The following is a 24569-nucleotide window of genomic DNA, read 5'->3' as shown; positions in this document are numbered from 1 at the left end:
CTCGAAATATATTACAGTATGATACCGATTGCGAACCCGCAGATTGGTGCAGAAGAAAAGGAGAGAGTACAGCAAGTTCTCGACAGTGGAATGCTCGCGGACGGGCCTGAAGTTCGGGAATTCGAGACGGACTTCGCGAACTTCTGCGGCGTCGACCACGGCGTCGCGACGAGCAACGGAACCACTGCGCTCCACACCGCGTTCGAAGCGCTCGACATCGGTGAGGGCGACCGCGTCGTTACCTCGCCGTTCTCGTTCGTCGCGAGTGCGAACGCCTGTCGCTTGGCGGGCGCTGAGCCGGTGTTCGCCGACATCGATACCGACACGTTCAACCTGGACCCGGCTGCGGTCGAACGAACCGTCCGTGAGCACGATGCGGACGCTATCTTGGCGGTCCATCTCTACGGACTTCCGGCGGACGTGGCACCGCTTCGGGACATCGCGGACGATCACGGTATTCCACTGATCGAAGACGCCGCACAGGCACACGGTGCGGAATATCGCGGTCAGCGAGTCGGCTCGTTCGGAGACGCTGCCTGTTTCTCGTTTTACCCGACGAAAAACATGACTACGGGCGAGGGCGGTATGGTGACAACCGATCGTGATGACGTGGCTCGGAACGCGGCGAGCTACGTCAATCACGGTCGGTCCGCGAAAGGCGGGTATGAACACATTCGTCTCGGACACAACTTTCGGATGACGTCGATCGCGGCTGCCATCGGGCGGGCGCAGTTGGACCGACTCCCCAAGTACATCGAAACCAGACGGGCCAACGCAGCACTCCTCGACCGCGGACTCAGCGACACGCCGGTCAATACGCCGACCGAACCTGACGATCGCACCCACGTCTACCACCAGTACACGATTCGAACGGATGAGCGAGACGAACTCGCCTCTTATCTAGAGGAAAACGGCGTCGGTACGAGCATCTACTATCCGACGCCGATTCATGAGCAACCGGCCTACGAGGGTATCGAGTGCGACGCACCGGCTGCCGAACGGGCTGCCGGAGACGTTCTTTCGCTTCCCGTCCACCCGGCACTTTCGACGACGGACATCGAAACGATCACCAGAACCGTCTCGGAATACGAGGACCGTCAATGATCGAAGAAACAGCCCAGATCGATGCCGGTGTCATCGGCGTCGGGAATATGGGCCGCCATCACGCTCGCGTTTACAACGAATTACCGGATGTCGAACTCGTCGGCGTGTACGACGTAGATTACGAACAGGCGAGTCGTGTCGCCGAAAAGAATGGGACCCAACCGCGGGAACTTGACGAACTGCTCGACCGAGTCGACGTCGTGTCAATCGCTGTTCCGACACAGTACCATTCCGAGATAGCGAAACAGTGCATCGAACAAGGCGTCCATCTCCTCATCGAAAAGCCGTTCGTAGAGCACCATGATCAGGGCAAAGAGCTGCTGGCGATGGCCGATCGAAACGAGGTGGTCATCCAGGTCGGTCATATCGAGCGGTTCAATCCCGCCATCATCGCGCTCCGAGATATCGTCTCCGATCTCGATATCATTAGCGTGAACGCACGACGACTGGGGCCACCGCTCGAGCGCCATATGAACGACAGCGTCGTGAAGGATCTCATGATTCACGACATCGATATTCTGTTCTGGATCGTCGACGAACCGGTCGCGTCGGTCGCCACGTTCGACAGCGACGAAGCATACACGACGGCGAACTTCGAATTCGAAGACGGAACGGTCGCCAGTCTGACCGCGAGTCGCGTGACCCAGCGGAAGGTCCGCGAGCTCACGATCACGGCACATTCGTGTCAGGTGGTCGTCGACTACATCGACCAGTCGGTCGAGATCTACCGCCACTCACTTCCGGAGTATATCGAGGAAAACGGCGATGTCCGCTATCGCCACGAGAGCATCGTCGAACGTCCGATGGTCGACAACGCCGAACCGCTCAAGAGCGAGCTTTCGTCGTTCCTCGAGTCGGTTCGAACCGGTAACCGACCGCACGTGACTGGTGAAGACGGACTGCGGGCGCTCGAATACGTTACCACGATCGAACGCTTGGCCGATGGGGACGAAAACGAGGAGCGAACTCAATGAAAACGGACGACCGACCTCGATCGATTTACGGCGACGATTCGTCCGCGGAAGCGCGCCGCGAGGCACTGACCACCGGTCGCGTTCCCGTTGCTGTCTACGGGCTCGGTAAAATGGGACTCCCCCTTGCAGCGGTGTACGCCGACGTGACCGGGAACGTGATCGGTGCGGACATAGACCCCGACGTTGTCGCTTCGATCAACGACGGGAAAAGCCCCGTCGCTGGTGAGCCAGGACTCGACGAACTCGTTTCCGACCTCGTCGCGGACGACGCGCTACGTGCGGTCGAAGACCCGGCGGCGGCCGCGTCCGCGGCGGCCGTCCACGTCATCATCGTTCCGACGCTCATCGACGATGACAACCGACCCGACATGTCCGCGCTCCGTGCCGTGAGCGAAGATATCGGGTCTAACGTGGAGGAGGGTGACATCGTAATAGTCGAATCGACGGTTCCGCCTCAGACCTGCCGCGAGGTCGTGTTAGAGATACTCAAGGCCGAAAGCGGACTTTCGCTCGGCGACTTCGGGCTGGCATTTTGCCCCGAACGTACTGCCAGTGGACGCGCACTCCGGGACATTCGCGGGTCGTATCCGAAGGTGGTCGGCGGAGCCGACGAGGAGAGCACTGCCGCCGCCGAGTTGATCTACGAGGAAATAAACAGTAGCGGAGTGATCCCCGTCTCGGATATCACGGTCGCCGAAGCGGTGAAAGTGTTCGAAGGACTGTACCGCGACGTGAACATCGCGCTGGTAAACGAGCTCGCGACGTTCACCGACGAGATGAGCGTCGACGTGAACGAGGCCATCGAAGTCGCGAACACCGCTCCGTACGTAGACCTTCACACGCCCGGCCCTGGGGTGGGTGGCCACTGCATTCCCTACTATCCGTACTTCCTGATACAGCAGTTCGAAACGGAGGCGCCGATCCTGAAAACCGCCCGGCGGGTCAACGACAGCATGCCGGCGTTTACCGTCTCGAAGCTCCGCGAGGAGTTCGTCGCGGAGGGACGGGACCTCGCCGGAGCGACGGTGCTGGTACTGGGGCTCACGTATCGGCCCGGCGTCGAAGAGACCCGCGCGACGCCCGCTCGGCCGATCGCCGAGAAGCTTGACCAACTCGGAATGGACGTTCGCATCGTCGACCCCGTACTCAGCGACTTCGAGACGTTCGCGGGGACACCCACCCCACTCGGAGAGATCTACGACTGTGATCCCGACGCCGCCGTGATGGTGACTCCGCAAACCGAATTCGACCGAATCGAGTGGAATCGATTCGATCCCCTCATCGTTATCGACGGCCGACAGTCGCTCAATCTCGACGACACGCCTCATCGCGTCTACACCATCGGCACCGGGCGAGAGTGAGCGGGCGACCTGGACCCGCAACCGATCGGTTTCGAAACTCCGACGCGTCTGTGAGATACCGAATGGTATAAGCGAACCGTTCTCCTGTGCCCCAATATCGCTATGAGAGTTCTCTCTGTCATCGGGGCCCGTCCACAATTCATCAAGGCGTTCGCCGTCTCCCGCGAACTTCGGACGGACCACGACGAAGTGTTAGTCCACACGGGCCAGCACTACGACGAGGAAATGTCCGATGTCTTCTTCGACGAACTCGGTATTCCCGAACCCGAGTACAATCTGGGCGTCGGCTCAGGGACGCACGGACAGCAAACCGGTGAAATGATAATCGAGCTAGAGAGGCTCGTCGACGGAACCGAACCGGACGTGGTGCTCTGTTATGGCGATACGAACTCGACGCTTGCGGCCGGTATCGTCGCCTCGAAGATGGACGTCGAGCTGGCCCATGTCGAAGCGGGCCTCCGAAGCTTCAACCGAGAGATGCCGGAAGAAGTGAACCGTGTACTGACCGATCACGTCTCGGATTTCCTGTTCGCCCCGAGCGAGCGAGCGGTCGAATACCTCGCCTCCGAAGGAATTACCGACGGCGTTCACTTCGTCGGCGACGTCATGTACGATACCCTGCTCTGGGCACGCGAGGAGGCCGCACGCCAGTCGTCGATTCTCCGGGACCTCGGGATCGAGGGGACGGACTATCTGCTTGCAACCGTCCATAGACCCCGTAACACGGACGATCCGGATCGCCTCGAGACGATCGTTTCCTGTCTCGCTGCCGATCCCCGCGACGTGATCTTCCCGGCGCATCCGCGGACGCGAAAGCAACTCGCTGAGATCGAATTACTGACGTTCGCTAAACGAGAACTCACGCTCATCGATCCCGTCGGCTATTTGGATTTCATCACTCTCCAGGCTAACGCCGAGAGTATCGTAACCGACTCGGGCGGGATACAGAAGGAAGCGTTCTTCCTCGACGTGCCCTGTATCACCCTTCGAGAAGAGACCGAGTGGCCCGAAACCGTCGATTCGGGAGGGAACGTGCTTGTCGGAGCGGACGCCGACGCCATTCGAGACGCCCTCGAGAACCCGCCGGTATCGGCTTCGGACGCCGAACCGTACGGTGACGGAACGGCGGCCGCGGAAATCTCTCGAGTGCTTTCAGACGAGAGTTCTTAAATCAGTTCGTCATAGAGCGCGGCGAGTGATTCGGCTTCCGCCTCCCAACTGTACTCCGATTCGACGAGCGACTGCATCGTTTCCGTGTCGTATTCGGTAGCCAGTGCCTCTTCGACGGCGTCTGCAGTGACGGCAGTGTCTCCCTGCGGAACGACGTGGCAGTATTGCTCCGGCATGAACTTGGCGACCGCATCGACCGGCGTCGTGACGATCGGCAAGCCGGCATACAGATACTCGAATAACTTCGTCGGGATACCATTCTGATAGTGTTCGGTATCCAGCAGCGCAAGCCCGACATCGGCAGAGTGGAGGTATCGAAACATTTCATCGTACTCCAGATAACCCGGGAATCGAACGTGTTGCTCGAGGTTTCGTTGACGAATAAACCGCTCTACCGAACGTTGGTCAGACGTCCACGGACCGAGTGCCCACAGTTCGACGTTGAGACCGCGGTCGATCAACAGATCCAAGAGTTCGAGCATTCGATAGATGCCTCGCAGTTCCTCCAATCCGCCGACGTAACAAAGGACGTGATCAGCGGTACGCTCTACCTCCGTTGAGTCCGAGGGAAGAAAGTCGGTCTTTGGAAAGTTGTGAATAGTCGTCACGTTATCGTTCGCTCGGGTAAACGGTTCACCGATCCATTCGGAGACTGCAACGATTGCATCGAATCGAGCGGCGGCTAGCTGCTCGAGTCGTGGAATACTATACGAAAGTGGGAGTGCAATAGCTCCAGGGATCCAGTTTCTCGTCGTAACGACGTGGCCATAGTCCTCGTGAACGTCGTAAATGACGGCACTATCGGTAGTTGTAGCGAGATACAGTCCGATTGGAATCAGTTCCGGATCGTGGAAATGATAGATCGACGAATCTAACTGCTTTGCCTGCCGTGCGACTTGCGTGAGGCTCCGCCAGCGTTCTACTCGATTTGTTGCAGTCTGGAGATCGTGAAATCTAACACCGTTTCGGTTTTCACCGGGCGTTTCGTGCGCCATGATCCCAATATCGAAACCCCTGCTCGCGAGGCTCGTTGCCTCCTTGTCGAATATTCGCGTATCAGTTGGTTTATGAGCTGTTGTTAGGTGTAATCCATCCATAATTATCGACTTTCTACCGCGTTCTTGAAGATCCCTTCTACGGACTTTGCGTTCCGCTCCCAACTGAATGCATTGAAGGCCGTGCGTTGCCCTCGGTTTCCGACGCGCTGTCGCAGTTCGGGATTACGGTGCAACTCTCGGAGCACGTCGGAGAGTTTATCGGAATCGTGTGGCGGTACGAGAAAACCGGTTTCTCGATCCGTGATAAAATCTGATGGTCCTTCGCCCTCACATGCGATGACAGGAAGTCCACAGGCCATTCCTTCTAGGTATGCAACACCAAATGCCTCATCAATACTTGGCATAGCCATTACATCCGTGGATTTCAATTTCGCGAACACGGAATCATGATCGGGAATATAGCCAGTGAACTGGACATAATCTTCGAGATTGATGTCACGGACGTACGATCTTAATTCATCTCGAAGCGGCCCATCGCCGATAACGAGATAGTAGGGTCGGTCCGTTTCCGGAATTTTTCTCAGAGCCTCTATAACCGTTTTATGGCCCTTTCGTTCGATTAACGTCCCCACCGTTGTTACGATCATTCTTCCATCTGAAAAGGTATCCGATAGGTCCTGAGGTTCGACCGAATCGATTTCCTTTACTGTGGTTCCGTTGTATACGACGTGGACACAATCAAGATTAGAGAAGTGCTGCTTAGCTTCGTCCAGCAGCATATTACTATTCATGATAATATCGTCGGATTCATCGAAGGTCGTTTGGATCTGTCTCTGACAAATCGGGTTCTTCGCGGATTTATATATGTCTGCTCCGTGGATCGTCGTCACTAAGGGTATCTCGAACTGTCGGGCGAGGGAAATCGATGCGAATCCGTCCGGAAGAGCGACGTGAGCGTTGATAATATCAGCTGCTTCGAACAGTTCACGATACTCGTGTAGCGACCGCCGAAACGAATATGTGATGATCGGCAGGGTTTTCGCACCGGGAAGAGACCAGTATCGGGGATAGTAGACGGAGATATCATCGTACGTGTCTCTCCGCGGGATATCAGCCGATGTCGGACGTCCCAACAATCGAGAAACCGTTCGCGGCACATATGGTATCGGAGAGATAACTGTCACTTGATGACCGCGCTCGGAGAGCGCTCGTGCCTGTCGCAAGACGAAAACGCCTTTCATCGAATTCTCTGGCGTCGGGAATAAATGGGAAACAAAGACGATATTCATACTGCGGAGGAGCATATTATCACGTCGATATAAAACCTGTCGCTCTCCGTATTCTACTGTCGGATTTCCGAATATCTTGAGTCGGGTATCGAATTGTGAATTCGAATCCCTCACGCCTCAGACATCCGGTCGATTGGGACTCACTGTCTCCGAGGGTTCGTGGTCCCTATATGAATTCGCTGAGCAAATCCATGAGTTTCTCCGACATCCTTTCTCTGGTATATTCGGAATACGGACCGCTGCCGAGAGATTCGGGAGACGAGGTCAGCACATCAGTGAGAATGGGGGTGATCTCATCGGTTCGGTTTTCGGCGATGTATCCGTGCTCGAACTGCTCTACCACGTTCGCCATGGACCCGTCTTTCGGGCCGCACGCGAGAATTGGTGTTTCACAGGCAATGTAGTCGAATATTTTGGTTGTCATCTCTTGACGCGACCCGCCCGAAACGGCCAGCCCTAAATCGGCTCGCTGGATTTGCCGTGCGACTTCCGATCGGCTAACGAAACCAGTACACTGGAACCGGTCAGACAGTCCGAGTTGACTTACAGCCGAACTCACCTGTGCTTCTTCCCGGCCGACGTGAACGAACGTAACGTCCGTTTCAGTCGACAGTTCAGCCACCGACCGAAGGAAGGGTGTAGTATCCCTGAAGTGATCGAACTTTCCGACGTAAACGATCGTGAACTCGTCGGGCTTCTCGACGTCGTGAACGGGGAAATCGCTCGGGTCGTATCCGTTTTCTATCGTCCGAAACTTCGCCGACAGCGACGGATAGCGACTCTTATATTCGTTCGTTATTCCGTCCGTCGCGGTCGTGATCGCTGTTGCAACGCGAAACACTGCCGGTTCCGCGACAGCGGAGACGCCGTCGTGTATCCTGCCGAAGACCGTGCGGTCCGGTTTATAGGGATGGAGCGTCCATGCATCGCGCAGATCGATAACGTACGGTATTTGTAGCAGTGGCTTGACGAACAGAGCGGTCGTGAGCGGGAGAAACGGACCGGCAGTCTGCCAAATTGCATCGAACTCGTACTTTCGGTGGAGTCGAGTTATTTCCCAACACAACGGTGGGACCCATCGTGACTTCTCGAACTCTTTAGGGGCTGTCGGCCAGATTTCGGACGCGTAATGGACTGTCGCGTTTTCTCCGCTGTCGACTTCTGCATCCGCTTGCGGACCAGTATTCGTCGGTGCAGTAACGACGTGTACGTCCCATTCGTCCGAGAGATACTTCGCGAATTTCGCGACCCGAACCGAACCGATACCGCCGCCAGGAGGATAGTTATAGCTAATTAGAAGAACTCGAGGCTGTTCCATGTCAGCGTGTTCCCGTCTTTCGCCTCTATATATGTGTGCATCGATTGTCGCGTCGCTCAACGAAACGACGTGTGAATGCAATGAGTCCACTTTGGGAATCCCTGTAGATATGACATAGAAATAACGTTATCCGATCTCGAGTTTTGTGGATCCGATCATGTACCTAGTAACAATCAGATCATTTCTCGTCCGGCGTGACCGTTTCACTAAAGACGACCCAGTTCAAATCAGTGGTCAGCTAATGCTCGGAAGGGATTTTATCGGCGATCAAAGTAATCCTCTACGAGCGATCTTCGTTTGCACCGTGGTCTTTCTCGGAATCTTCGACTCTGTCCTACCCACGTGGATCGTTGGGGGATACCAGTTTTTCCATTTCTGGCTCTACGTTCTCGTATTCGCCGTTTCGTTGCTATACCTCTCCCGAAACCCGACACTTAAAATGTCTGCCCTGTTTTTCGCGCCGATAGTACTGTTCACATATTCGATAGCGATGGTAGTGTGGTCACAATCTCTTTCTGTGACAATTTCCGCACTCGTTAGTTTCGGCCAACACGTCGTCGGATTCGCAGTAATCGTTCTCTTACTGAGGACCAGAGAAGAGTTTGAGTTCGCCCTCTGGTCAATTCCAGTCGCCGCATTGACCGTACTAGCGATCGCCATCTGGGAGTTGGCAACTGGATCTCATTTATCTGTTAGTCGACTCGCGACTGAAAATTTCGCTGGGGTCAAAGGTGTGTCATCAATCTGGTATAATCGGAACGATTTCGGGACGTTTTTAGCAATGGTTTCTCCCGTAGTCGTCTATAAGATATTAAACAGAAACGGCCGAGCAATCAGTTGGATTGGTGTCTGTACACTTGCCTTGGGAGTATATATTTTATCTTATAATAACTCCCGATCGGCATTGGTCACGGTCGTCGGTGTTCTGCTCGTCTACTCCCTCTTTCTCGGAGTCGGTTCACGCATTCGTCGTGTTCCTGGAATTCAGAGGATAGGGACACTTACCCTCGTAACATCAATGACCGCGTTTTTATTTCTCCCGCAGCTGATCGAAAATCCCTTTTCAGCTGATTCGAGTCTCTGGATCCGATGGCAGCTACTGACCTATGCCGACGATATGTTCATAAAGTGGCCGTTCGGAGTCGGCGCGTCGAATTTTCATCTCGCGCTAGAGCAGTTACCGAGCGAGACGAACGGGACGTTGTCACCCCACAACTGGTCACTGCAGTTTCTCGGTGAGTTCGGGATCGTCGGAATCGGTTTCGCAGTTCTCATGTTCGGCAGGAACGCCGACATTCTACTTAATCGCTATCTCGATGAGAGCGACGAGGTGGCGTTGGCGTTGTTCCTGTCGATACTCTCGTTTACACTCGCCGGTGTCGGATCGAGTAACGCGCTATGGGGACGCCACATCGTTTGGATTCTCCTCGGCTTCGCCGTTAGTTACCACACTGTGTACACCGATAGCCCGTCACGGGATGGTTTGCGAAATGAGTGACGATGAGATGCCCTGTTGGACCAGTCTCGGAGATCGTATTAGCCCCTCGAGTCATTTTCTGACATACGGCGTGAGCGGCCGAAAGAGAGATAGTACTGTATTGGTGTAACCGATACGAATATGACCAACGTCGCTCTCGTCGTCCTCGATACGCTCCGGCGAGACGCCTTCGAAGAGTATTTCGATTGGCTTCCTGGAGTTAGATATCCACACGCGTTTTCCCCGGGCCACTACACGATACCCGCACACGCCGGCTTGTTCACCGGCTATTACGCAAGCGAGGTCGGTGTTCACGCGAAGAGCGAGTCACTCGACTGCGACACGTCGGTGCTGGCCGAACGGCTCCGCGATCACGGCTATACGACTCGCGGATTCTCGGCGAACGTCCTCCTGTCTCCGTGGAACGAGTGGGATCGCGGCTTCGACGAATACGAACTCGGCTGGCGTGCACGTGCCGCCGCTCCCGGCGTCTTCAACTGGTCGGAAGAACTCGACCAACTCAGCGATGTCTCGCGCGTCGAACGCCACCTCCGCGCCGTCTGGAAGTGCGTGCGTTCCGGTAGTCCCACGCTTCCCTCGCTCGATGTCGCGTGGCACATAAAGAACGCAGATCACGACGGTGCACCGGAAGCGCTCGACTACGTCTCGAGCACGTCGTTCGGCGAGGACGAGTTCCTCTTCATGAACCTCATGGAAGCGCATCTTCCCTACGACCCACCTGCTGATTACCGGACCGTCAGTTCGACCGACTTCGAGGATACCTCCACAACGCTCCTCGGCGGCGATACCGATTGTCGTATTCTCCGGGAAGCGTACGACGACTGTGTCCGCTATCTCTCGGGCATGTACGAACGTATCTTCGAGGAATTACGGCGTGACTTCGACTACATCATCACCGTCTCCGATCACGGCGAACTCTTCGGTGAACACGATGCTCGAGGCCACTGGCACGGCGTTTATCCGGAGCTTACGAACGTCGTCTTCACCGTCTGGAACGGTGAATCCGAGGTAGAGTACCGCGAGGACTGCCTCAGCTTACTGGATGCCCACCGGACGATCCTCTCTCTCACCGATGTCGAGGGCGTCGAATCGCGCGGACGAGATCTCTACAGCGACCTCACTGAGGCCGTGTGGCTCACCGAGTCACACGGACTTCGTCCCTCTCGAATCGACGCACTCGAGGCCGATGGGTTCGCACGTGACGAGATTGATCGCCACGATACGCCCCTGTATGGAATCGCTGCGGGCGGGTACTATGGTTGGCAAACAGTCGACGGATTCGAGGAAACCGGCCGTTCACCATTGGATGAGCCGGAAACACGATTGGAAGAGGAACTCACGAACCGTGATGTGAAGTCAGTATCAACGCCCGATACGGCAGATATCAGCCAAAATACCCGTCAACAGTTGGAAGATCTCGGATACATGTGAATTATGTACCTTGGTAGCTCCCCAAATATCAATATTTTTGGACTAATGCATATGGAATTCCTCTCGTAGGTCTAGTTCGGTCTATACACGGTTCTGAAAGTCATGACAGACCACGAGGGGGTTCGGTCGCTAGTTCGCGCCGAGAGAACTGTACAATTCAACGAGCCTTTCTCCGACTACTGGAAGGCTGTGATATTCCTCAACGTAATCTCTCCCGTCAGCACTCAACTCAAGTCGTCGCTCGGAATCCGATACGAGTCTTCTGAGGACAGATTCGATCGACTCGGGCGTCGCATTAACGATCGGAAGCGAACCGGGATACCGTTCTCTCAAATCGTCTCGAATATAGCAGATAACTGGAGTCCCGGCAGCCATCGCTTCGAGTGCTACGACACCGAAGGTTCCTAGCCGTAACTGATCTACAACGATATCGGCCGTCTGTAGCTGCTCAATGACGGTATCGTGATTGCCTTCGACGACTTGTAATTCGATATCGTATCCGTCATTTTGGAGCTGTGACACGGCTTCTTCGATCTGTTTTGTTCCCTTTATTTCTTTGTCGCTTGGGGCGTGAGCAACCCGTATCCGATCCCCATTACTCGGATTCGGGTTTGCACGGATTTCGTCACAATCGACGGCCCGAGGTACGAGTTCGACGCGGTCAAAATATTCGTCCGCATTGGCTTGAGTTCGTGATACTGAATAATAGCAGCATCTATATGCCTGTTCAACCAGTGTAAATAGTCAGTGTCAACCGGTGATCGTGGCCAATTGTCCGCATCGATGAAGGGGCTCTTTTCTGACGCGCTCCGTATCGGTCTAATCTCACTTCCACAGAACGTCATTACGACCGTTTTCCGCATTGCAGAAGCGGCACGTAAGTCGATACCTCCTAATATTGTTCTGCCGAACCAGTAATTGAAGACATCGAAACGGTTTAACGCGCTACCGGTGTAGAAGATGCGGCGGCATCGGCTTCGCCACTGGCCCTGAAACCCGTCCGGGTATATTAATTCATCGTGACTATATCCGTATTTGTGAGGTTCAAAAACGGCTGTCGTTGCGTTCTGCCCGACTTTTCTAATTGCTTTCGAATAATTATCAACTTGGCCCGATATTTCTATTGGACCATGAAAGACATTCATGATTGGGTCCGTTCACTAATCCGCTGAGTGGCGCTGGTATCACTTATAGGTGGTTAAGCACTTCAGGGCATCGTTTGAAGTGGCTGATTCCAGCAGTGTTCGTCCGACCATGTTCCGGCAATTATTGGTTCGTCGAATTGAAAAATTCTCAAACTGGAAGTACACCGCCTGGTATTTCGAAAAGAACTGACAGTGTTTTGAAGTCTACCAGAACGCAAACAGATAGTCATGCTTGGACCACCAGAACGCGCACTCATCCTGCTCTTCACCGTCCTGTTTTTCGGGACGTTGAAGTTCCCGTAACTCGAATGGTCGTTCGGCGGGGTTACCAAGGAACTCCAGATCGGCCAGCAGGCTAGCGAACAGGAACTCAAGGAACTGTGAGAGTAACGCGCCAACTCAATCAGTGACGTCACGTGAAGAGAGCACACCGATCAAAGGAGGTTACGGTCAAAAAGACGCAGAAAAAGATGAAAGACGGATTAGGTATACCAGAGTTCCAGATGAAACTGCGCCTCTTCACGCGTTTCAAGAAGCTTTTCACCACCATCTGGTTTTTGGACCCGGTACTTCTTCTGGTAAATTTTATTCGTTATATTATCGTCAGGGATCTTGTTGCATACTTTAGGGAACTGTTTGTGCGGTTGCTGCATAGTGTCTTACAGTGTAAGGATGGATAATTAACCCATCGAAGTCCAATCACCAAAACCGTCAGTCCAGTTGAAGCACTGCTCAAAGTGGATGGTCCTCTTCCCGACAAACCAATGGAAGCTCCGCTCCATATCCGCGGCCACTCGAATGCCCACGGAATCATCCTCAAAATCAGGATGATAGTATAGTTAACGAAAAAGGGAAAGCCAATATCTACTTGTATAGCGATTCTGATGGGCGTATAGGGGCTATCACTGCCCATCCTGCACACAACCATTGGAACCGTTACACTAGAGAAGGGGATGTTGGGAGTGGGACGCAAACAGACCTTTTGAAGCGTATGAAGGTTGAGGACAGGAGTGGTGACACCCTAACCCAATTTGTCAAGAAAAACTCGTTTGTTGTCAAATACAGTGAGACAAACCGAAGTACTACTTTTACTTCCACTGGGGATGTAATTACCAATGATTCAGCAGATGGTCTCCCTACATTCTGGGACAATATTGCTGTCCCCTGACACTTCCGCCTACAAACTCGGAGTGATGATACTGTTCGACTTTATCATCATTGCGCTGGCGGATTCGGCTTGTCCTTGACGCGTCCAACGCGTGGGACTGGCGAGGTAATCCAATGACTGGCCTGAGAAACATATCAATCCGGAGGCGCCAGATCTTGCCAGCCAAGAATGGGTGTGGGACGCAACTAATTCCCGGTGGCTCTACAAGGAGTCTAGCGGGACAGCCCATTATTTCACGCCCGACGGAATACTCTGATCGGATGAGGATTCCAATAGGAGTTTCTTGGCAGGGGATTATATAGTATCGCAGTCCATGATTTCATATTGTATGGGCAAACCAAGCCGAAGACAATATATCTCCCTCTGTGGGTTAACTCTGACATCAGGTTGTGCTGCACCGGGGACATCCCCCTCACTAGCTGAGACAACGGTTGAACAGACAGATATTAGCCCTATTGTGCTCCCATACGAAGATTGGCCACTAACACCCGATCGTCAGTACAGCCAGAATGAGGTTAGTGACCTCCCCGATCTCCGGATGTATAAGGGAGAACCGGGTGATATCCACCCACTTCTAACAGCCCGGCAACTAAATCGCGTCGCCCATAGTATTCAAGACAGTGTTACTTCAGTATTCGATGACACTATACACCGGTTAACTGATGCCTTTGTTGAAACTGCAACAGAAATCGGCGGGTCACTGTTCTTCCCCTATACATTTGATTTTAATATTCACGGTAATGAAAACGAACATCTATCCGATCCCTGGTATTCAGGGATGGCCCAGGGCGAAATCCTCGGCACATTTTCCCGTCTTCGCCATCTAACTGGCGCTCAGCGGTTCGCTGAACTTGCTGAGAAAACGTTTCAGAGTCTGGCCCAGGCCCAATCTCCGTCTACAGATTCACCCTGGGTAACGACTATTGATAAGAAGGGCTATTATTGGATCGAAGAGTATCCGACGGAACCCCCAGCACAGACGCTGAATGGGAAAATCTTCGCCATTTATGGATTATATGAATACTGGTTAATAAGTGGGCGAGACGACGTGAAAGAGACGATTCAAAAAGCACTCGCAACGATCTTAATATACATCGATCAGTTCCGGAATCCAGGTGATGTGAGTTATTACTGCCTCAAGCATGACATAAAAGATGAGGGCTATCACCATCGCCACGTAGTTCAACTCGAGCAGCTATACCAAATGACAGGCGATAGGCGATTTAAAGAGAAGTCTGAGCAGTTTCGTGCAGATTTCTGGAAAGGAGAATGGTAGGTTTTGAGATACAGTGTTCAACACTTACAATCAAATCAACGAAGAAATAGATACTTGTCGCTATTGGTTGTGAGGGGCATACACTCTGTATCCAGCGTGCCTATCAACGGAGAAATTCAACAAGACTCCTATTCCTATACGAGATAGCGATTTTGAAATAACATATGCTGTGTATATTTATTGGATAGAATGTAACTCGGCGTATTTACCGTCGTTCTGGATCAATTCGCGATGTCCCCCGGCCTCGATAATTCGACCGTTTTCAACCGTGTAAATCCGATCCGCGTTCTGCACCGTGGAGAGACGGTGTGCGATAGCGATCGTCGCGTAATCGCGGTCAAGCGCTTCGATCGCACGCTGGACGTCCTGCTCGAGATTCGAGTCGAGGTCGCTCGTCGCCTCGTCCAGCACGAGGAGATCGGCGTCTTTCAACAGCGCTCTCGCCAGTGCGACCCGTTGCTTCTGGCCGCCCGAGAGACGGACGCCGTCGTCGCCGAGTAGCGTGTCGTATCCCTTCGGCAGTTCGTCGAAGAACTCGTCGACCTTGGCGATTTCGCAGACGCGATCGAGTTCGTCTCTGGACGCGTTTCGGTTCCCGATCGTGAGGTTGTACTCGAGCGTATCGCCGAAGATATAGGGGTCTTGTCTCACGACGGCGAGCCGCTCTCGCCACTCGGTGATGTCCATTTCGTGAATCGGAACGCCGTTCGCTTCGACCGAGCCGGAATCGGGCTCGTACATCCGGGCGAGCAGCGAGACGATCGTCGACTTCCCGGCCCCGGACTGGCCGACGAACGCGACGAACTCGCCTTTCTCCACCTCGAAATCGATACCACGGAGGATCTCGGTGTCCTCGTCGTACGAGAACCGGATGTCGTCAAACTCGACCCGCTCGACCGTACTCGGCGTCGAACGGCTCGTCTCGGTCGGCTCCTCGAACTGCTCTAACTCTCGAATGAATTCCTGCGTCCGGATGAGATGCGGGAGGTCGTTCTCGATCTGATACAGGAGCTGGTTGACCATACTTGCTTTCGGCCCGAGCTGAAACATCGCGAAGAGGAACACCCCGAGACTGCTGAACGACAGACTCGCGAAACTGATCGCCACGTAGATCAACACGAACACCGAGACCGCGACGGTGAGGTTGTAGAAGTTGTTCAGCGCCGCTTCGTTTCGCCGGAGGGTGATCTGCGATCTGGTGAACTTCTCGACGGCGTCGACGAAATCGCCGTACAGCTCCTCGGATAGCCCGAAGACTCGAGTGTCTCGTATCCCCTGCGTTCCGGCCTGAACCGCTTCCTGTCGCTCCTCGTTTGCGTCCGCGACTTCGTCGCCCAACTCGTATCCGGGCTTGATCACGCTACGCAGCAGGTAGGTGATGCCACCGAGGACGACGAGGGCGAAAAGCGTGAGCGTGGGTGAGATTATGAGTGCGATCGCGAGGTACACCAGTGCCAGAAAGGACTGTTCAACGAGCTTTATACATCGCTGAATGACGCGACCCGCGTAGTTCGTCTGCGTAATAATCGCGTTGAGGATATCATCCGATCCTTCCCTGTCGAAGTACTCGATCCGTGCATCGAGCGCGTTACCGAACGCGCGCTTCTGAATGTCTCGGATATAGTAGGTTTGGACTGCAGCACGGAGCCATCCGACTACGAACGATGTCGTATACCGAACCGTCATCACGACCGTGACGCCTGCGACGACGAATCCCAACGTGAACGGAATCCCCAGGGTCTGATACACTGTTACGAACGCCAACAACAGCCCGTTGGCGTCCGCGGTCGGATCGCCGTCGAGTTGAACGAGTTCTATAATCGGGAGGATGAAACTCAGCCCGACGGCTTCGAGTAACGCGGCGACGATGCTGAGCGCGATAATACCGCCGGTGAAGGTCGGATTGTACTTTGCGACGGCAGCCAACGCCTCAATTTTCTCTGTACGGGAGATTCCCTTGTCTTCATCGAACATACTGATAGTAGAGAGTCGAACTTGCTACAGGGTTCGTCGGCAGGTACATAAGCACGAGCAATTCTGATCACCGCCGCAACGGGAGACGAAACGTGGTTTCACGTAGGTCTTCCGTTTCCGATTATCGGCGAACGATTTTCCTGATATCGACAACCACCGTCCATATCTGGCGGATCACGATCTTCAGATCAAACCAGAATGATTGCCTGCGAATGTACTCAAGGTCGTACCGCAACTTCGTGTTCGGATCGGTACTGTTGGCATCGTGAATCTGGGCCAGTCCGGTCAGTCCGGGTTTGACGAACCAGCGTTTGCGCCACGACGGCGTGTCTTTCTCGAGCAGCACTTCCTCCTCGGTCCAGGCGGCGCGCGGGCCGACGACGCTCATGTCGCCGACGAAGATCGACCAGAGCTGGGGCAGTTCGTCGAGGTGCGTCTTCCGGAGCACGCGCCCGACGCGCGTAATCCGATCGTTCTCCGCGTCGTCAGTAGGCGTCGCGTCGGCCCCCTCGGGCCGCATCGAGCGGAACTTGTAGACGGGAAACGTGTCGCCGAAGCCCGCGGTTCGATGCTGATTGTAGAATACCGGACCGGGACTATCGAGTTTGATCGCGGCGGCGATCACCAGCATCAACGGGGCGAACGCCAGCAAACCGGCCGTCGCGAAGACGATATCGAACAGCCGCTTGAACAAGTGATCCAACGGATCCCACGGCTCGAGATCCACGTCGACCAATTCACCAACGTCACCCTCCGAGACCAGCACGCTGTCGGCGTACTCCCGGTGGACTTTCGCGTCGACACCGTGTTCGTGACAGGCATCGAGCGCGCCGAAGAACTCTGCGCGGTCGGCCTGCCGGAACGCCAGTACGACGGTGTCGACGTCGTACTCGACGAGGACGTCCTCGAGTCGGGAGAGACCGCCGAGTCGAGACAACGATCCGGACAGTCCCGATCGATCGAATCCGGACTCGAGATCGGCGAGCCCGTCGTGGCGAAGTTCGATGCCGCCGTCGGCGACCGCCTCGCCTGTCGTGTCGGACGGGGATGCGGATTCGGCTCGAGACCCGGCAATCGTGGGACAGAGGTAACCGAGAACCAGCGTATCGACGGTGGATGCGACGCGTTTGATCTGTTCGGGATCGTCGCCGACGAGCAACGTACGGCCGTCGGTACCGGTCGGTCGGGCACGGATCAGGAGGAACCAGGCGGGGAGTGCGACGACGAGCAACCCGATGCTCATCACGAGCGTCGCCCGCGGCAACCGGTGGGACCACTTGAAGTATCCGAGCGTCGCCAGTGCAAATCCACCGACGATGACGCGCTTCTGGACGAGAAAGACCGTATCGAGAATGCGCCGTGGCCGTGGCTTGTAGAGGGGCCAGACGACTCCCGCAATAGCGATGACGCTCAGTGTCAGCGCCCATCGGAGTGACGAGCCGCTCAAGACGGTTGGATCTAACCGATCAAACAGGGGGACGACCGTCGTGAACGCGGATTGAGAGGACGGGTGATTAGCCGCGAGGACTGCGGCGACGACGAGACACGCCGTGCCGGTCGCGCTCGCGAACCGATACCGCCAGCCGGTAAGCATCGAATACAGTGAGGGAACTGCATGCTCATATACTCTTTGAAACGGCTAGTGTGCTGACATACCTCTATATAGTGATTGTGGCCGATTCGAGACAAAGCCGTTCGAGCAGTCAGCGCGGAGACGCATCGATTTTGTACTGGCTGCGATTTCGTCCACCATAATAGACGTTCTCATCACGGGCAGTCGGTCTTCATCGGCGGTCACATCGCGGAGGCCATCACAGGGCGCGGCCACGACGTGACCGTGCTCGATGACTTCGAACCGTACTATGATCTCGTGGAGGGGACGATCACCGACGCGGAGTTGATCGACGGTCTGATCGCGGACGCGGATATCGTCTACCACCAGGCGGCTCAAGCGGGCGTTCGGACGAGCGTCGAGCAGCCGAAGAAGGTCAACGAGTACAACGTGAACGGAACGATGAACCTCCTCGAGGACATCGTCCGGGTCAACGAACAACTTCTCACGGACGACAGCGCCGACGGCGAGATCCTCAACGTCGGCTCGACTGACAATATCGACATTCTCACGCTCGCAGAAGTCATCCGCGACGCGATCGATCCCAGCCTCGAGCTCGAGTTCGACGAGGCCCGCGAGGGCGACGCCGAACACACGCACGCCGACATCTCGAAAGCCAACGACGTACTCGGCTACGAGCCCACTGTCGACATCCGTGAGGGCGTCTCGAAGTTCATCGACTGGTACCGCGAGAACCGCGAGTGGTACGATCCGCTCGTCCGCTCGTCATAACCGCACATCCTCTCTAATTACCTCCGCGATCTCAAGCGGTGGCTCAGACCTCGATTGTCTGCCACCCTCCCGAGGAGACCTGTGACGGCTCGAGCCGATCCCGTGACGAGTACGGATTTTGTATACGTTCCAAACAATCCACCGAAATACACATTTCAATATCCAATCCATTTAACTGTGATTCGTTCGAAAGGTCCAGCTATGCGAAGACGCGAAGTCATCGTCGGAAGCGGTATCGTCGCGACCGTTGCCCTCTCCGGTTCTGCCGGCGCGGCGACGAACCAAACTGACGACGGCCAAATGACATCGCCGACCGACGGCGACCTCGAGACCGTCCTCGAACTGCTCCCCGCGGATGCGGCCCTCGACGCGAACTACCTCCGACTGCAGTACTCCCACGTGGATGGAAGAGACGCGGAGACCGTCGACTATCAGACGCGCCAGATCCTGGAGGAGGTAGCGGAGGTCGACGGCGAGATAGAGCCGGAAGCGGTATCGGACGTCGTTTCGGTCGACACGGAGAACGGTGATCTCCGGCTCAGTGCCGCGACTGGTTCGTTTGACCGCCCGAGCACGGATGCCACCGACACTGAGGAACAAGGTGACTGGCGAATCGCCGAGGTGAGTGATGACGAGGCCTTCGCCGCTGCAGATGACCGACTGATCGCCGTCTCGGCGACCGAAACGGATCCGACGGAGATTGCCGGAACGGCGGTCGATGCCGCCACCGGAGAGACTGAAACGGTCCTCGTCAGTCCCGACGCGACCGAATCCGTCTTCGAGCGGCTCGAGTCCGCGGCGTTCGTCGTGTTCTTCCCTGACCTCGAGGCGATCGACTATCTCGAGTTCGACGACAGCGTCGAATCGTTCGGCGCAGGCTTCGAAGAGTCGCCGGCGGAGCGGTCGGGGACCGGGACGGTCGAGTCCGAGTACGTCTTGGAACTCGCGTCGGATGCTGACGTCGACGACGACTGGATCCTCGAGCAACTCGAGCGCATCGAGCAGGGCGAGTTCGTCGAGACAACGATCGAGCGGGACGGGACGTTCGCCCACGTCGAGGCGGTCATCGACCTGCCGCCCGAACGCGACCGTGACGCAGCGCCCGACGCCCGCGTTCGGGCGAAGTCGAGCGCCGACGAGGGACGGGTGACGTTCGAACACGTCGACGGCGAAGCGATCGACGCTGCGGACCTCGAGGTATGGATCGACGGCGAACTCGCGGATCGACAGCTCGCCGATGAGTACGACACGTTTACCGAGGGAGATTCCGTCGAACTCGAGACAGGGCCGGTCGCAAATGTCGGGCTCCGCTGGTTCGACGAGGGCGAGGACGTCTACTACTATTACGCCACGACGCTCGTCGGTTCGGAATCGTTCGAGGCGAGCCACGATCCCGAGGCGGACGCGGTAGAGATCACATACGTCGGCGAACTCGATGCGGATCCGGGCCGTCTCGAGATCGTTCACCGGCAGCGCGACGGCGGCCAGGACCGAAACAACGGACCGACGAGGACCGAACGAACGACGCTCGGGGATCTCGAGAGCGTGTCGGGATCGCTCGGACAGGGCGAAACCATCACGGTCGAAGACGTGACACTCGGTGACCGAGTCTCGCTCGAGCCGACGGCACCGGCCAATCCGAACCGTGGACAGCGGTCGCTGGCACAGATTCGCGTTCGACCGCCGCGTATCTACCTCGATCGCCGCGAGGGGACCCTCATCGCACGGTACCTGGGTGATCGGGAACACGATGCGGACGAATTCCGCGTGCTGATCGGCGACGAGCCCGCCGAAACGCAGTTCGCGGACGTAACCGATACCCTGTCGGCGAACAGCGAACTCGAGCTCGGCGAGGTCTCACACGGAACCACCGTGACCGTCGAGTGGCTCGAGCCCGATCCGGACGATCCCGTCGTCATCGAGGAGCATGTCCTTCGTCCGGACGGTCGCGTCGATTTCACGTACGACGACGCCGAGGGAACGGTCGTCGGCGAGTACCGAGAGGGCGACGAGATCGCCGCCGATGCCCTCGAACTGCGGATCAACGACGAACCGGCGGCGACACAGCCGGCCGACGAGTACGAGACGATCTCACCCGGTGATGACGTACGCGTTGCTGGTGCCCCGTTCGAATCGGTCGAACTCGTCTGGGAAGGGCCCGACGACACCGAATACGGTCTCGGTCGTATCACCGTTGGCCGGGACGCGCTCGACGCGGTTTACGAGCCCGAGACGGAGACGATCGAACTCGTCTATACGAGCACACAGCCTGCCGACCCGTCGGCGCTGTCGGTCGACCACGCTGGTGACGGTCCCCAATCGGGTGACGGGGAGCCCCTGTTCGCCCAGCAGTACGACACTCTCACGGAGGGCGATAGCGTGGTGATCGAAGACGTAGCGATCGATGATCGGATCTCGGTTATGCTGGTCCAGGAGGGGGACGGCTACGTCTCCCACCGGTCGCTGTTCCACTTCACGCCGGAGCCACGGTTGGCGTTTAGAATCGAAGAACGCGACCAAGGCCTCGTCGCCGTCTACCGTGAGGAGACGAACCGCGACGCCGATGCCTTCCGGTTCCTCGTCGACGACGAACCGGCCGACGTACAGCCGGCCGACGAGTACGAGACGCTGACCGACGGTGAAGAGATCGAACTCGGGGAGTACCAGGCCGGTACCGAGATCACGGTCGAGTGGACCGTTCCCGATGAGCCGCGGGCGGTCACCGAGCACGTCGTCGTCCCGGATACCGAGTTCGATGTCGAATACGACGCCGACGATGGGAGCGTGACCATCGAACACGCGGGCGGTGATGAGATTGCCGCCGATGACCTCGGGGTCGTCGTCGAACCGACGATGCACGAACCGCAGGGCTGGGACGACTACGAAACGGTTTCGAAGGGCGATGCCACGACAGTGGACCTCGACGAGGCGAGCGAGCGGGACCGTGATCCGGTTGCGGTCGTGATCGTGTTCAAGGGGAGCGAGGCGATCAGCCACGAACGTCTCGACAGGTAATCCGCTCCTGACGAGTAGCAGCCGCCGCCTTACTATACCGGCCGACGGACAACGCGCTGGCGATGCCCGCTCGTCTCTCGTTTCGGGGGCCGCCCGTTCGATGGGTCCCGGCCGTCCTCGTTGCCGGGCTCATCTGTTACTGGTCAGTCGTTACATCGCCGCCGCCGATCACGGTGCCCCTCGAGGCGTCACTGACCCCGCCCGCCGATAGCACGCGGGCAGCGGTCGTCGCCATCCCCGAACTCGGCTGGTTCGACCTGCGCCACGGGCTCGCGTACGCGGCGCTGGCGCTGAGCCTCGAGTATGCCGTTCCCGATCGCAAGATGTCCGTCACCCACACGATTCTCCTGCTATTCTGCGTCACGATCACCTACGGCGCGCTGATGGAGGCCGGACAGCTGTTCCGCCCCACCCGCGTCGCATCGATGGCCGATATCGCGAGCAACACTGTCGGAGCTGGGACCGCACTCGCGCTCGCCGGACTCGAGCGCCGGTCCTGAGTCGAGAACCGAGTCGCTCGAGCATCGATACGATCAAGGACGCGCCGTCCATCGTCGCGGGCACCGAATGCGTCCCGCGATCAGGCTCGCCGTCGTCGCCACACTGCTCGTCGCCCTCGGTGGGCTCTGTGTCCACTACGGCGCGGCGTACGACGAGAACTGGCCCCACCCGACCGGCGATCAGATTCAGGACCGGGGAGCCGACGCGTTCGTCGGCGACCGCGTGCTCCTGTTCGGCGAGGTTCGAGCCGTCGATGCCGACGCCGAAACGATCACCATCCGCGTCACGGACGACAGCGATGAAGTCGCCGCCGAACTCGCGGTCACCGGCGTCGAACAGCGAGTGGAACCTGGCGGTGTCGTACAGGTGTACGGCGTCCTCGAGTCGGCGTCGACGATGCACGCGGATCGAACGGTGGTCGTGAACCGGGATTCATCGGCGGCCGCGTTCAAACTCGGGGCGTCGGTCGTCGGCCTGCTACTCGCGGCGGGGTACTTCCTCCGTCACTGGCGGATCGATGTTCGGGAACTCGCGTTCGAACCGAGAGCCACCGACTCGAAACCCGACGCCGACCACACGGAGGGGCACCGCCGTGGCTGATCTCCTTTCACACGTCCTGCTCGCGTACGCGGGCTGTACGGTCGCGAGCTGGTATCGCCCGATCCCGGACCGCTGGATCGCCGTCGTAATGGTCGGTGCAATCTTGCCGGACCTCAATCGGATCACCCTGCTCGTCGCGAACGGAACGCTCGAGGGTATTCTCGGGACCCCGTTCGACTTCGATGCGCTGTCGACGTTCGGCGGCGGTATCGTCCTCGCGGGCATCGGCGCGATGGTCGTCGCCGACCGGCATCGACGGGTGTTTGCGGCCCTTCTTGCGGGCGTGCTCTCCCACTATGTGATCGACGGGGTCAAGGCCTACGCCGACGGGGCCGCCGGCGCGTGGTTGTACCCGTTCACGTGGGCGCGCCATCCGACGCCGAGCCTCTACGTGTCCTCGGATCCGGCGGTCCTCACGGTCGCCGTCTCGGTTGCGGCGATCGCGTTCGCACTCGACAGGTTCGCAATTCGACCGCAGTAGGCTGCCCGGCGACCGCTCTCGTCGAGAGCATCGACATAACAATGCCTATGGTCCCGCAACCGGCTTTCTCCCGCATGAACATCCGGAGGACTTCATGCCGCTGATCGACGACGAGGGAAACCTCTTCGGCGTCGTCAACGTCATCGACGCGCTCGCCGTCTGTCTCCTCGTCGCCGTTCTGGTCGCAGGCATCGCCGTCGTCGGTGCCCTCAACGACGGCAACGGAATCGGCGGTCCCCAGACGGGAGACGACAACAATACGAGCCAGCAGGCGACGCGCTACGCCACGATCGACCTCGGTACCCAGCCAGATTACGTCGCGGAGACCGTTGCGGAGGGCGATCAGGTGGCCGTCGCTACCGAGGGTCACAACCTCACGCTCACCGACGTGTACGTCTCCCCGACGAACGGCGGTGACGACGGACACGTGGTCGTCCGCGCCGAAATCGACGGTGAGTATCCGCCGGCCGACGCCGACGAAACCGCGTTCCAGTTCGACAACGATTCGGTTCGAATCGGTTCGGACGTGGCGATCGACACCGCTGATTACGAACTCGAGGGAACCGTCCAGCGACTCGAGGAGGAAGGCACGACGCTGCGAACCGCACGGACGACCGTTCGACTCGAGTCGAACGTGTCTGCGACGACGGCCGACGCGATCGAGGTGGGCGACGAGTACCGGTTCGCCGGGCGAACCGTCGCGACCGTCACCGACGTTACGACGACCGAACTGGACAATTCGTCGGCAGTCGTCGTCGATCTCGAGGCGGATCTCGTGACGTTCAACCGAGCCGGTACGCAGACGTTCGGCGGCCGGTCGCTCGAGACCGGCTCTCGACTCACCCTCCGGATGGAGCGCTACGATGTCAGCGGCGACCTGCTCCGCCGCGGGCCGTCGGAACCGATCGACGAGACCGACTGA

The 24569-nt window shown here is 57.2% G+C and carries 18 protein-coding genes and 1 pseudogene; 13 read left to right on the top strand and 6 right to left on the bottom strand.

Features of this window, described 5'->3' with window-relative positions:
- Positions 1-18 precede the first annotated feature (18 nt).
- The 4 genes from ACT4ML_RS19270 to wecB all read left to right on the top strand — a co-directional run bounded on the left by ACT4ML_RS19270 (position 19) and on the right by wecB (position 4609).
- On the top strand, positions 19-1104 hold the full coding sequence (locus ACT4ML_RS19270; protein WP_444722322.1) for a DegT/DnrJ/EryC1/StrS family aminotransferase: 1086 nt from the start codon (positions 19-21) through the stop codon (positions 1102-1104).
- A complete protein-coding gene (locus ACT4ML_RS19265; RefSeq protein ID WP_444722321.1) occupies positions 1101-2078 on the top strand; it encodes a Gfo/Idh/MocA family oxidoreductase in 978 nt (325 codons plus the stop codon). The genes ACT4ML_RS19270 and ACT4ML_RS19265 overlap by 4 nt, the downstream gene beginning before the upstream one ends.
- Complete coding sequence (locus ACT4ML_RS19260; protein WP_444722320.1) at positions 2075-3439, top strand: nucleotide sugar dehydrogenase; 1365 nt, start codon at positions 2075-2077, stop codon at positions 3437-3439. Before ACT4ML_RS19265 ends, ACT4ML_RS19260 begins: the two co-directional genes overlap by 4 nt.
- A 102-nt stretch (positions 3440-3541) precedes the next feature.
- Positions 3542-4609 carry a non-hydrolyzing UDP-N-acetylglucosamine 2-epimerase gene (wecB, locus tag ACT4ML_RS19255; protein WP_444722319.1) on the top strand — a complete coding sequence of 356 codons (1068 nt, stop codon included), beginning with the start codon at positions 3542-3544 and terminating at the stop codon, positions 4607-4609.
- Here wecB and ACT4ML_RS19250 read toward each other — a convergent pair.
- The 3 genes from ACT4ML_RS19250 to ACT4ML_RS19240 all read right to left on the bottom strand — a co-directional run bounded on the left by ACT4ML_RS19250 (position 4606) and on the right by ACT4ML_RS19240 (position 8214).
- A complete protein-coding gene (locus tag ACT4ML_RS19250) occupies positions 4606-5706 on the bottom strand; it encodes a glycosyltransferase family 4 protein (RefSeq protein WP_444722318.1) in 1101 nt (366 codons plus the stop codon). The genes wecB and ACT4ML_RS19250 overlap by 4 nt on opposite strands.
- Before the next feature lie 2 nt (positions 5707-5708).
- Positions 5709-6911, bottom strand: coding sequence for a glycosyltransferase (locus tag ACT4ML_RS19245; protein ID WP_444722317.1), 1203 nt, complete (start codon positions 6909-6911; stop codon positions 5709-5711).
- A gap of 151 nt (positions 6912-7062) precedes the next feature.
- The gene (locus tag ACT4ML_RS19240; protein WP_444722316.1) at positions 7063-8214 is read right to left on the bottom strand and encodes a glycosyltransferase; all 1152 of its coding nucleotides are present in this window, start codon (positions 8212-8214) and stop codon (positions 7063-7065) included.
- Between the two features lie 157 nt (positions 8215-8371).
- Here ACT4ML_RS19240 and ACT4ML_RS19235 point away from each other — a divergent pair, with 157 nt between their 5' ends.
- Complete coding sequence (locus ACT4ML_RS19235) at positions 8372-9712, top strand: O-antigen ligase family protein (RefSeq protein ID WP_444722315.1); 1341 nt, start codon at positions 8372-8374, stop codon at positions 9710-9712.
- Between the two features lie 120 nt (positions 9713-9832).
- Positions 9833-11143, top strand: coding sequence for a sulfatase-like hydrolase/transferase (locus ACT4ML_RS19230; protein WP_444722314.1), 1311 nt, complete (start codon positions 9833-9835; stop codon positions 11141-11143).
- Positions 11144-11272: 129 nt separating this feature from the next.
- Here the strand turns inward: ACT4ML_RS19230 and ACT4ML_RS19225 are convergent, their stop codons facing one another.
- Positions 11273-11665: a glycosyltransferase gene (locus ACT4ML_RS19225; RefSeq protein WP_444722313.1), complete on the bottom strand. Its 393-nt coding sequence runs from the start codon at positions 11663-11665 to the stop codon at positions 11273-11275.
- 2119 nt (positions 11666-13784) lie between these two features.
- Between ACT4ML_RS19225 and ACT4ML_RS19220 the strand changes: the two genes are divergently transcribed.
- A complete protein-coding gene (locus tag ACT4ML_RS19220) occupies positions 13785-14732 on the top strand; it encodes a D-glucuronyl C5-epimerase family protein (protein ID WP_444722312.1) in 948 nt (315 codons plus the stop codon).
- Between the two features lie 177 nt (positions 14733-14909).
- On the opposite strand, the gene ACT4ML_RS19215 is transcribed toward ACT4ML_RS19220, so the two are convergent.
- Positions 14910-16706, bottom strand: coding sequence for an ABC transporter ATP-binding protein (locus ACT4ML_RS19215; RefSeq protein WP_444722311.1), 1797 nt, complete (start codon positions 16704-16706; stop codon positions 14910-14912).
- A gap of 121 nt (positions 16707-16827) precedes the next feature.
- Positions 16828-18300 (bottom strand): sugar transferase, encoded by a 1473-nt coding sequence (locus tag ACT4ML_RS19210; RefSeq protein WP_444722310.1) that lies wholly within the window; start codon positions 18298-18300, stop codon positions 16828-16830.
- Positions 18301-18460: 160 nt separating this feature from the next.
- Between ACT4ML_RS19210 and ACT4ML_RS19205 the strand changes: the two are divergent.
- From ACT4ML_RS19205 to ACT4ML_RS19180, 6 genes and pseudogenes are all read left to right on the top strand, one after another.
- A pseudogene (locus tag ACT4ML_RS19205) lies at positions 18461-19050 on the top strand (GDP-mannose 4,6-dehydratase).
- Between the two features lie 201 nt (positions 19051-19251).
- Positions 19252-22065: a type IV pilin N-terminal domain-containing protein gene (locus ACT4ML_RS19200; protein WP_444722309.1), complete on the top strand. Its 2814-nt coding sequence runs from the start codon at positions 19252-19254 to the stop codon at positions 22063-22065.
- Between the two features lie 62 nt (positions 22066-22127).
- Positions 22128-22565 (top strand): VanZ family protein, encoded by a 438-nt coding sequence (locus tag ACT4ML_RS19195; RefSeq protein WP_444722308.1) that lies wholly within the window; start codon positions 22128-22130, stop codon positions 22563-22565.
- Positions 22566-22632: 67 nt separating this feature from the next.
- Positions 22633-23166 carry a DNA-binding protein gene (locus ACT4ML_RS19190; RefSeq protein WP_444722307.1) on the top strand — a complete coding sequence of 178 codons (534 nt, stop codon included), beginning with the start codon at positions 22633-22635 and terminating at the stop codon, positions 23164-23166.
- Entirely contained in the window at positions 23159-23647 is a 489-nt protein-coding gene (locus ACT4ML_RS19185) for a metal-dependent hydrolase (RefSeq protein ID WP_444722306.1), read from the top strand. Before ACT4ML_RS19190 ends, ACT4ML_RS19185 begins: the two co-directional genes overlap by 8 nt.
- A 94-nt stretch (positions 23648-23741) precedes the next feature.
- Positions 23742-24569 carry a DUF4330 domain-containing protein gene (locus tag ACT4ML_RS19180; RefSeq protein WP_444722305.1) on the top strand — a complete coding sequence of 276 codons (828 nt, stop codon included), beginning with the start codon at positions 23742-23744 and terminating at the stop codon, positions 24567-24569.

The organism is Natrinema sp. LN54, assembly GCF_052439245.1.
GTDB lineage: Archaea > Halobacteriota > Halobacteria > Halobacteriales > Natrialbaceae > Natrinema > Natrinema versiforme_A.
Note: the sequence above shows the minus strand (reverse complement) of the source record. Positions and strands in the feature narration are given on the sequence as shown.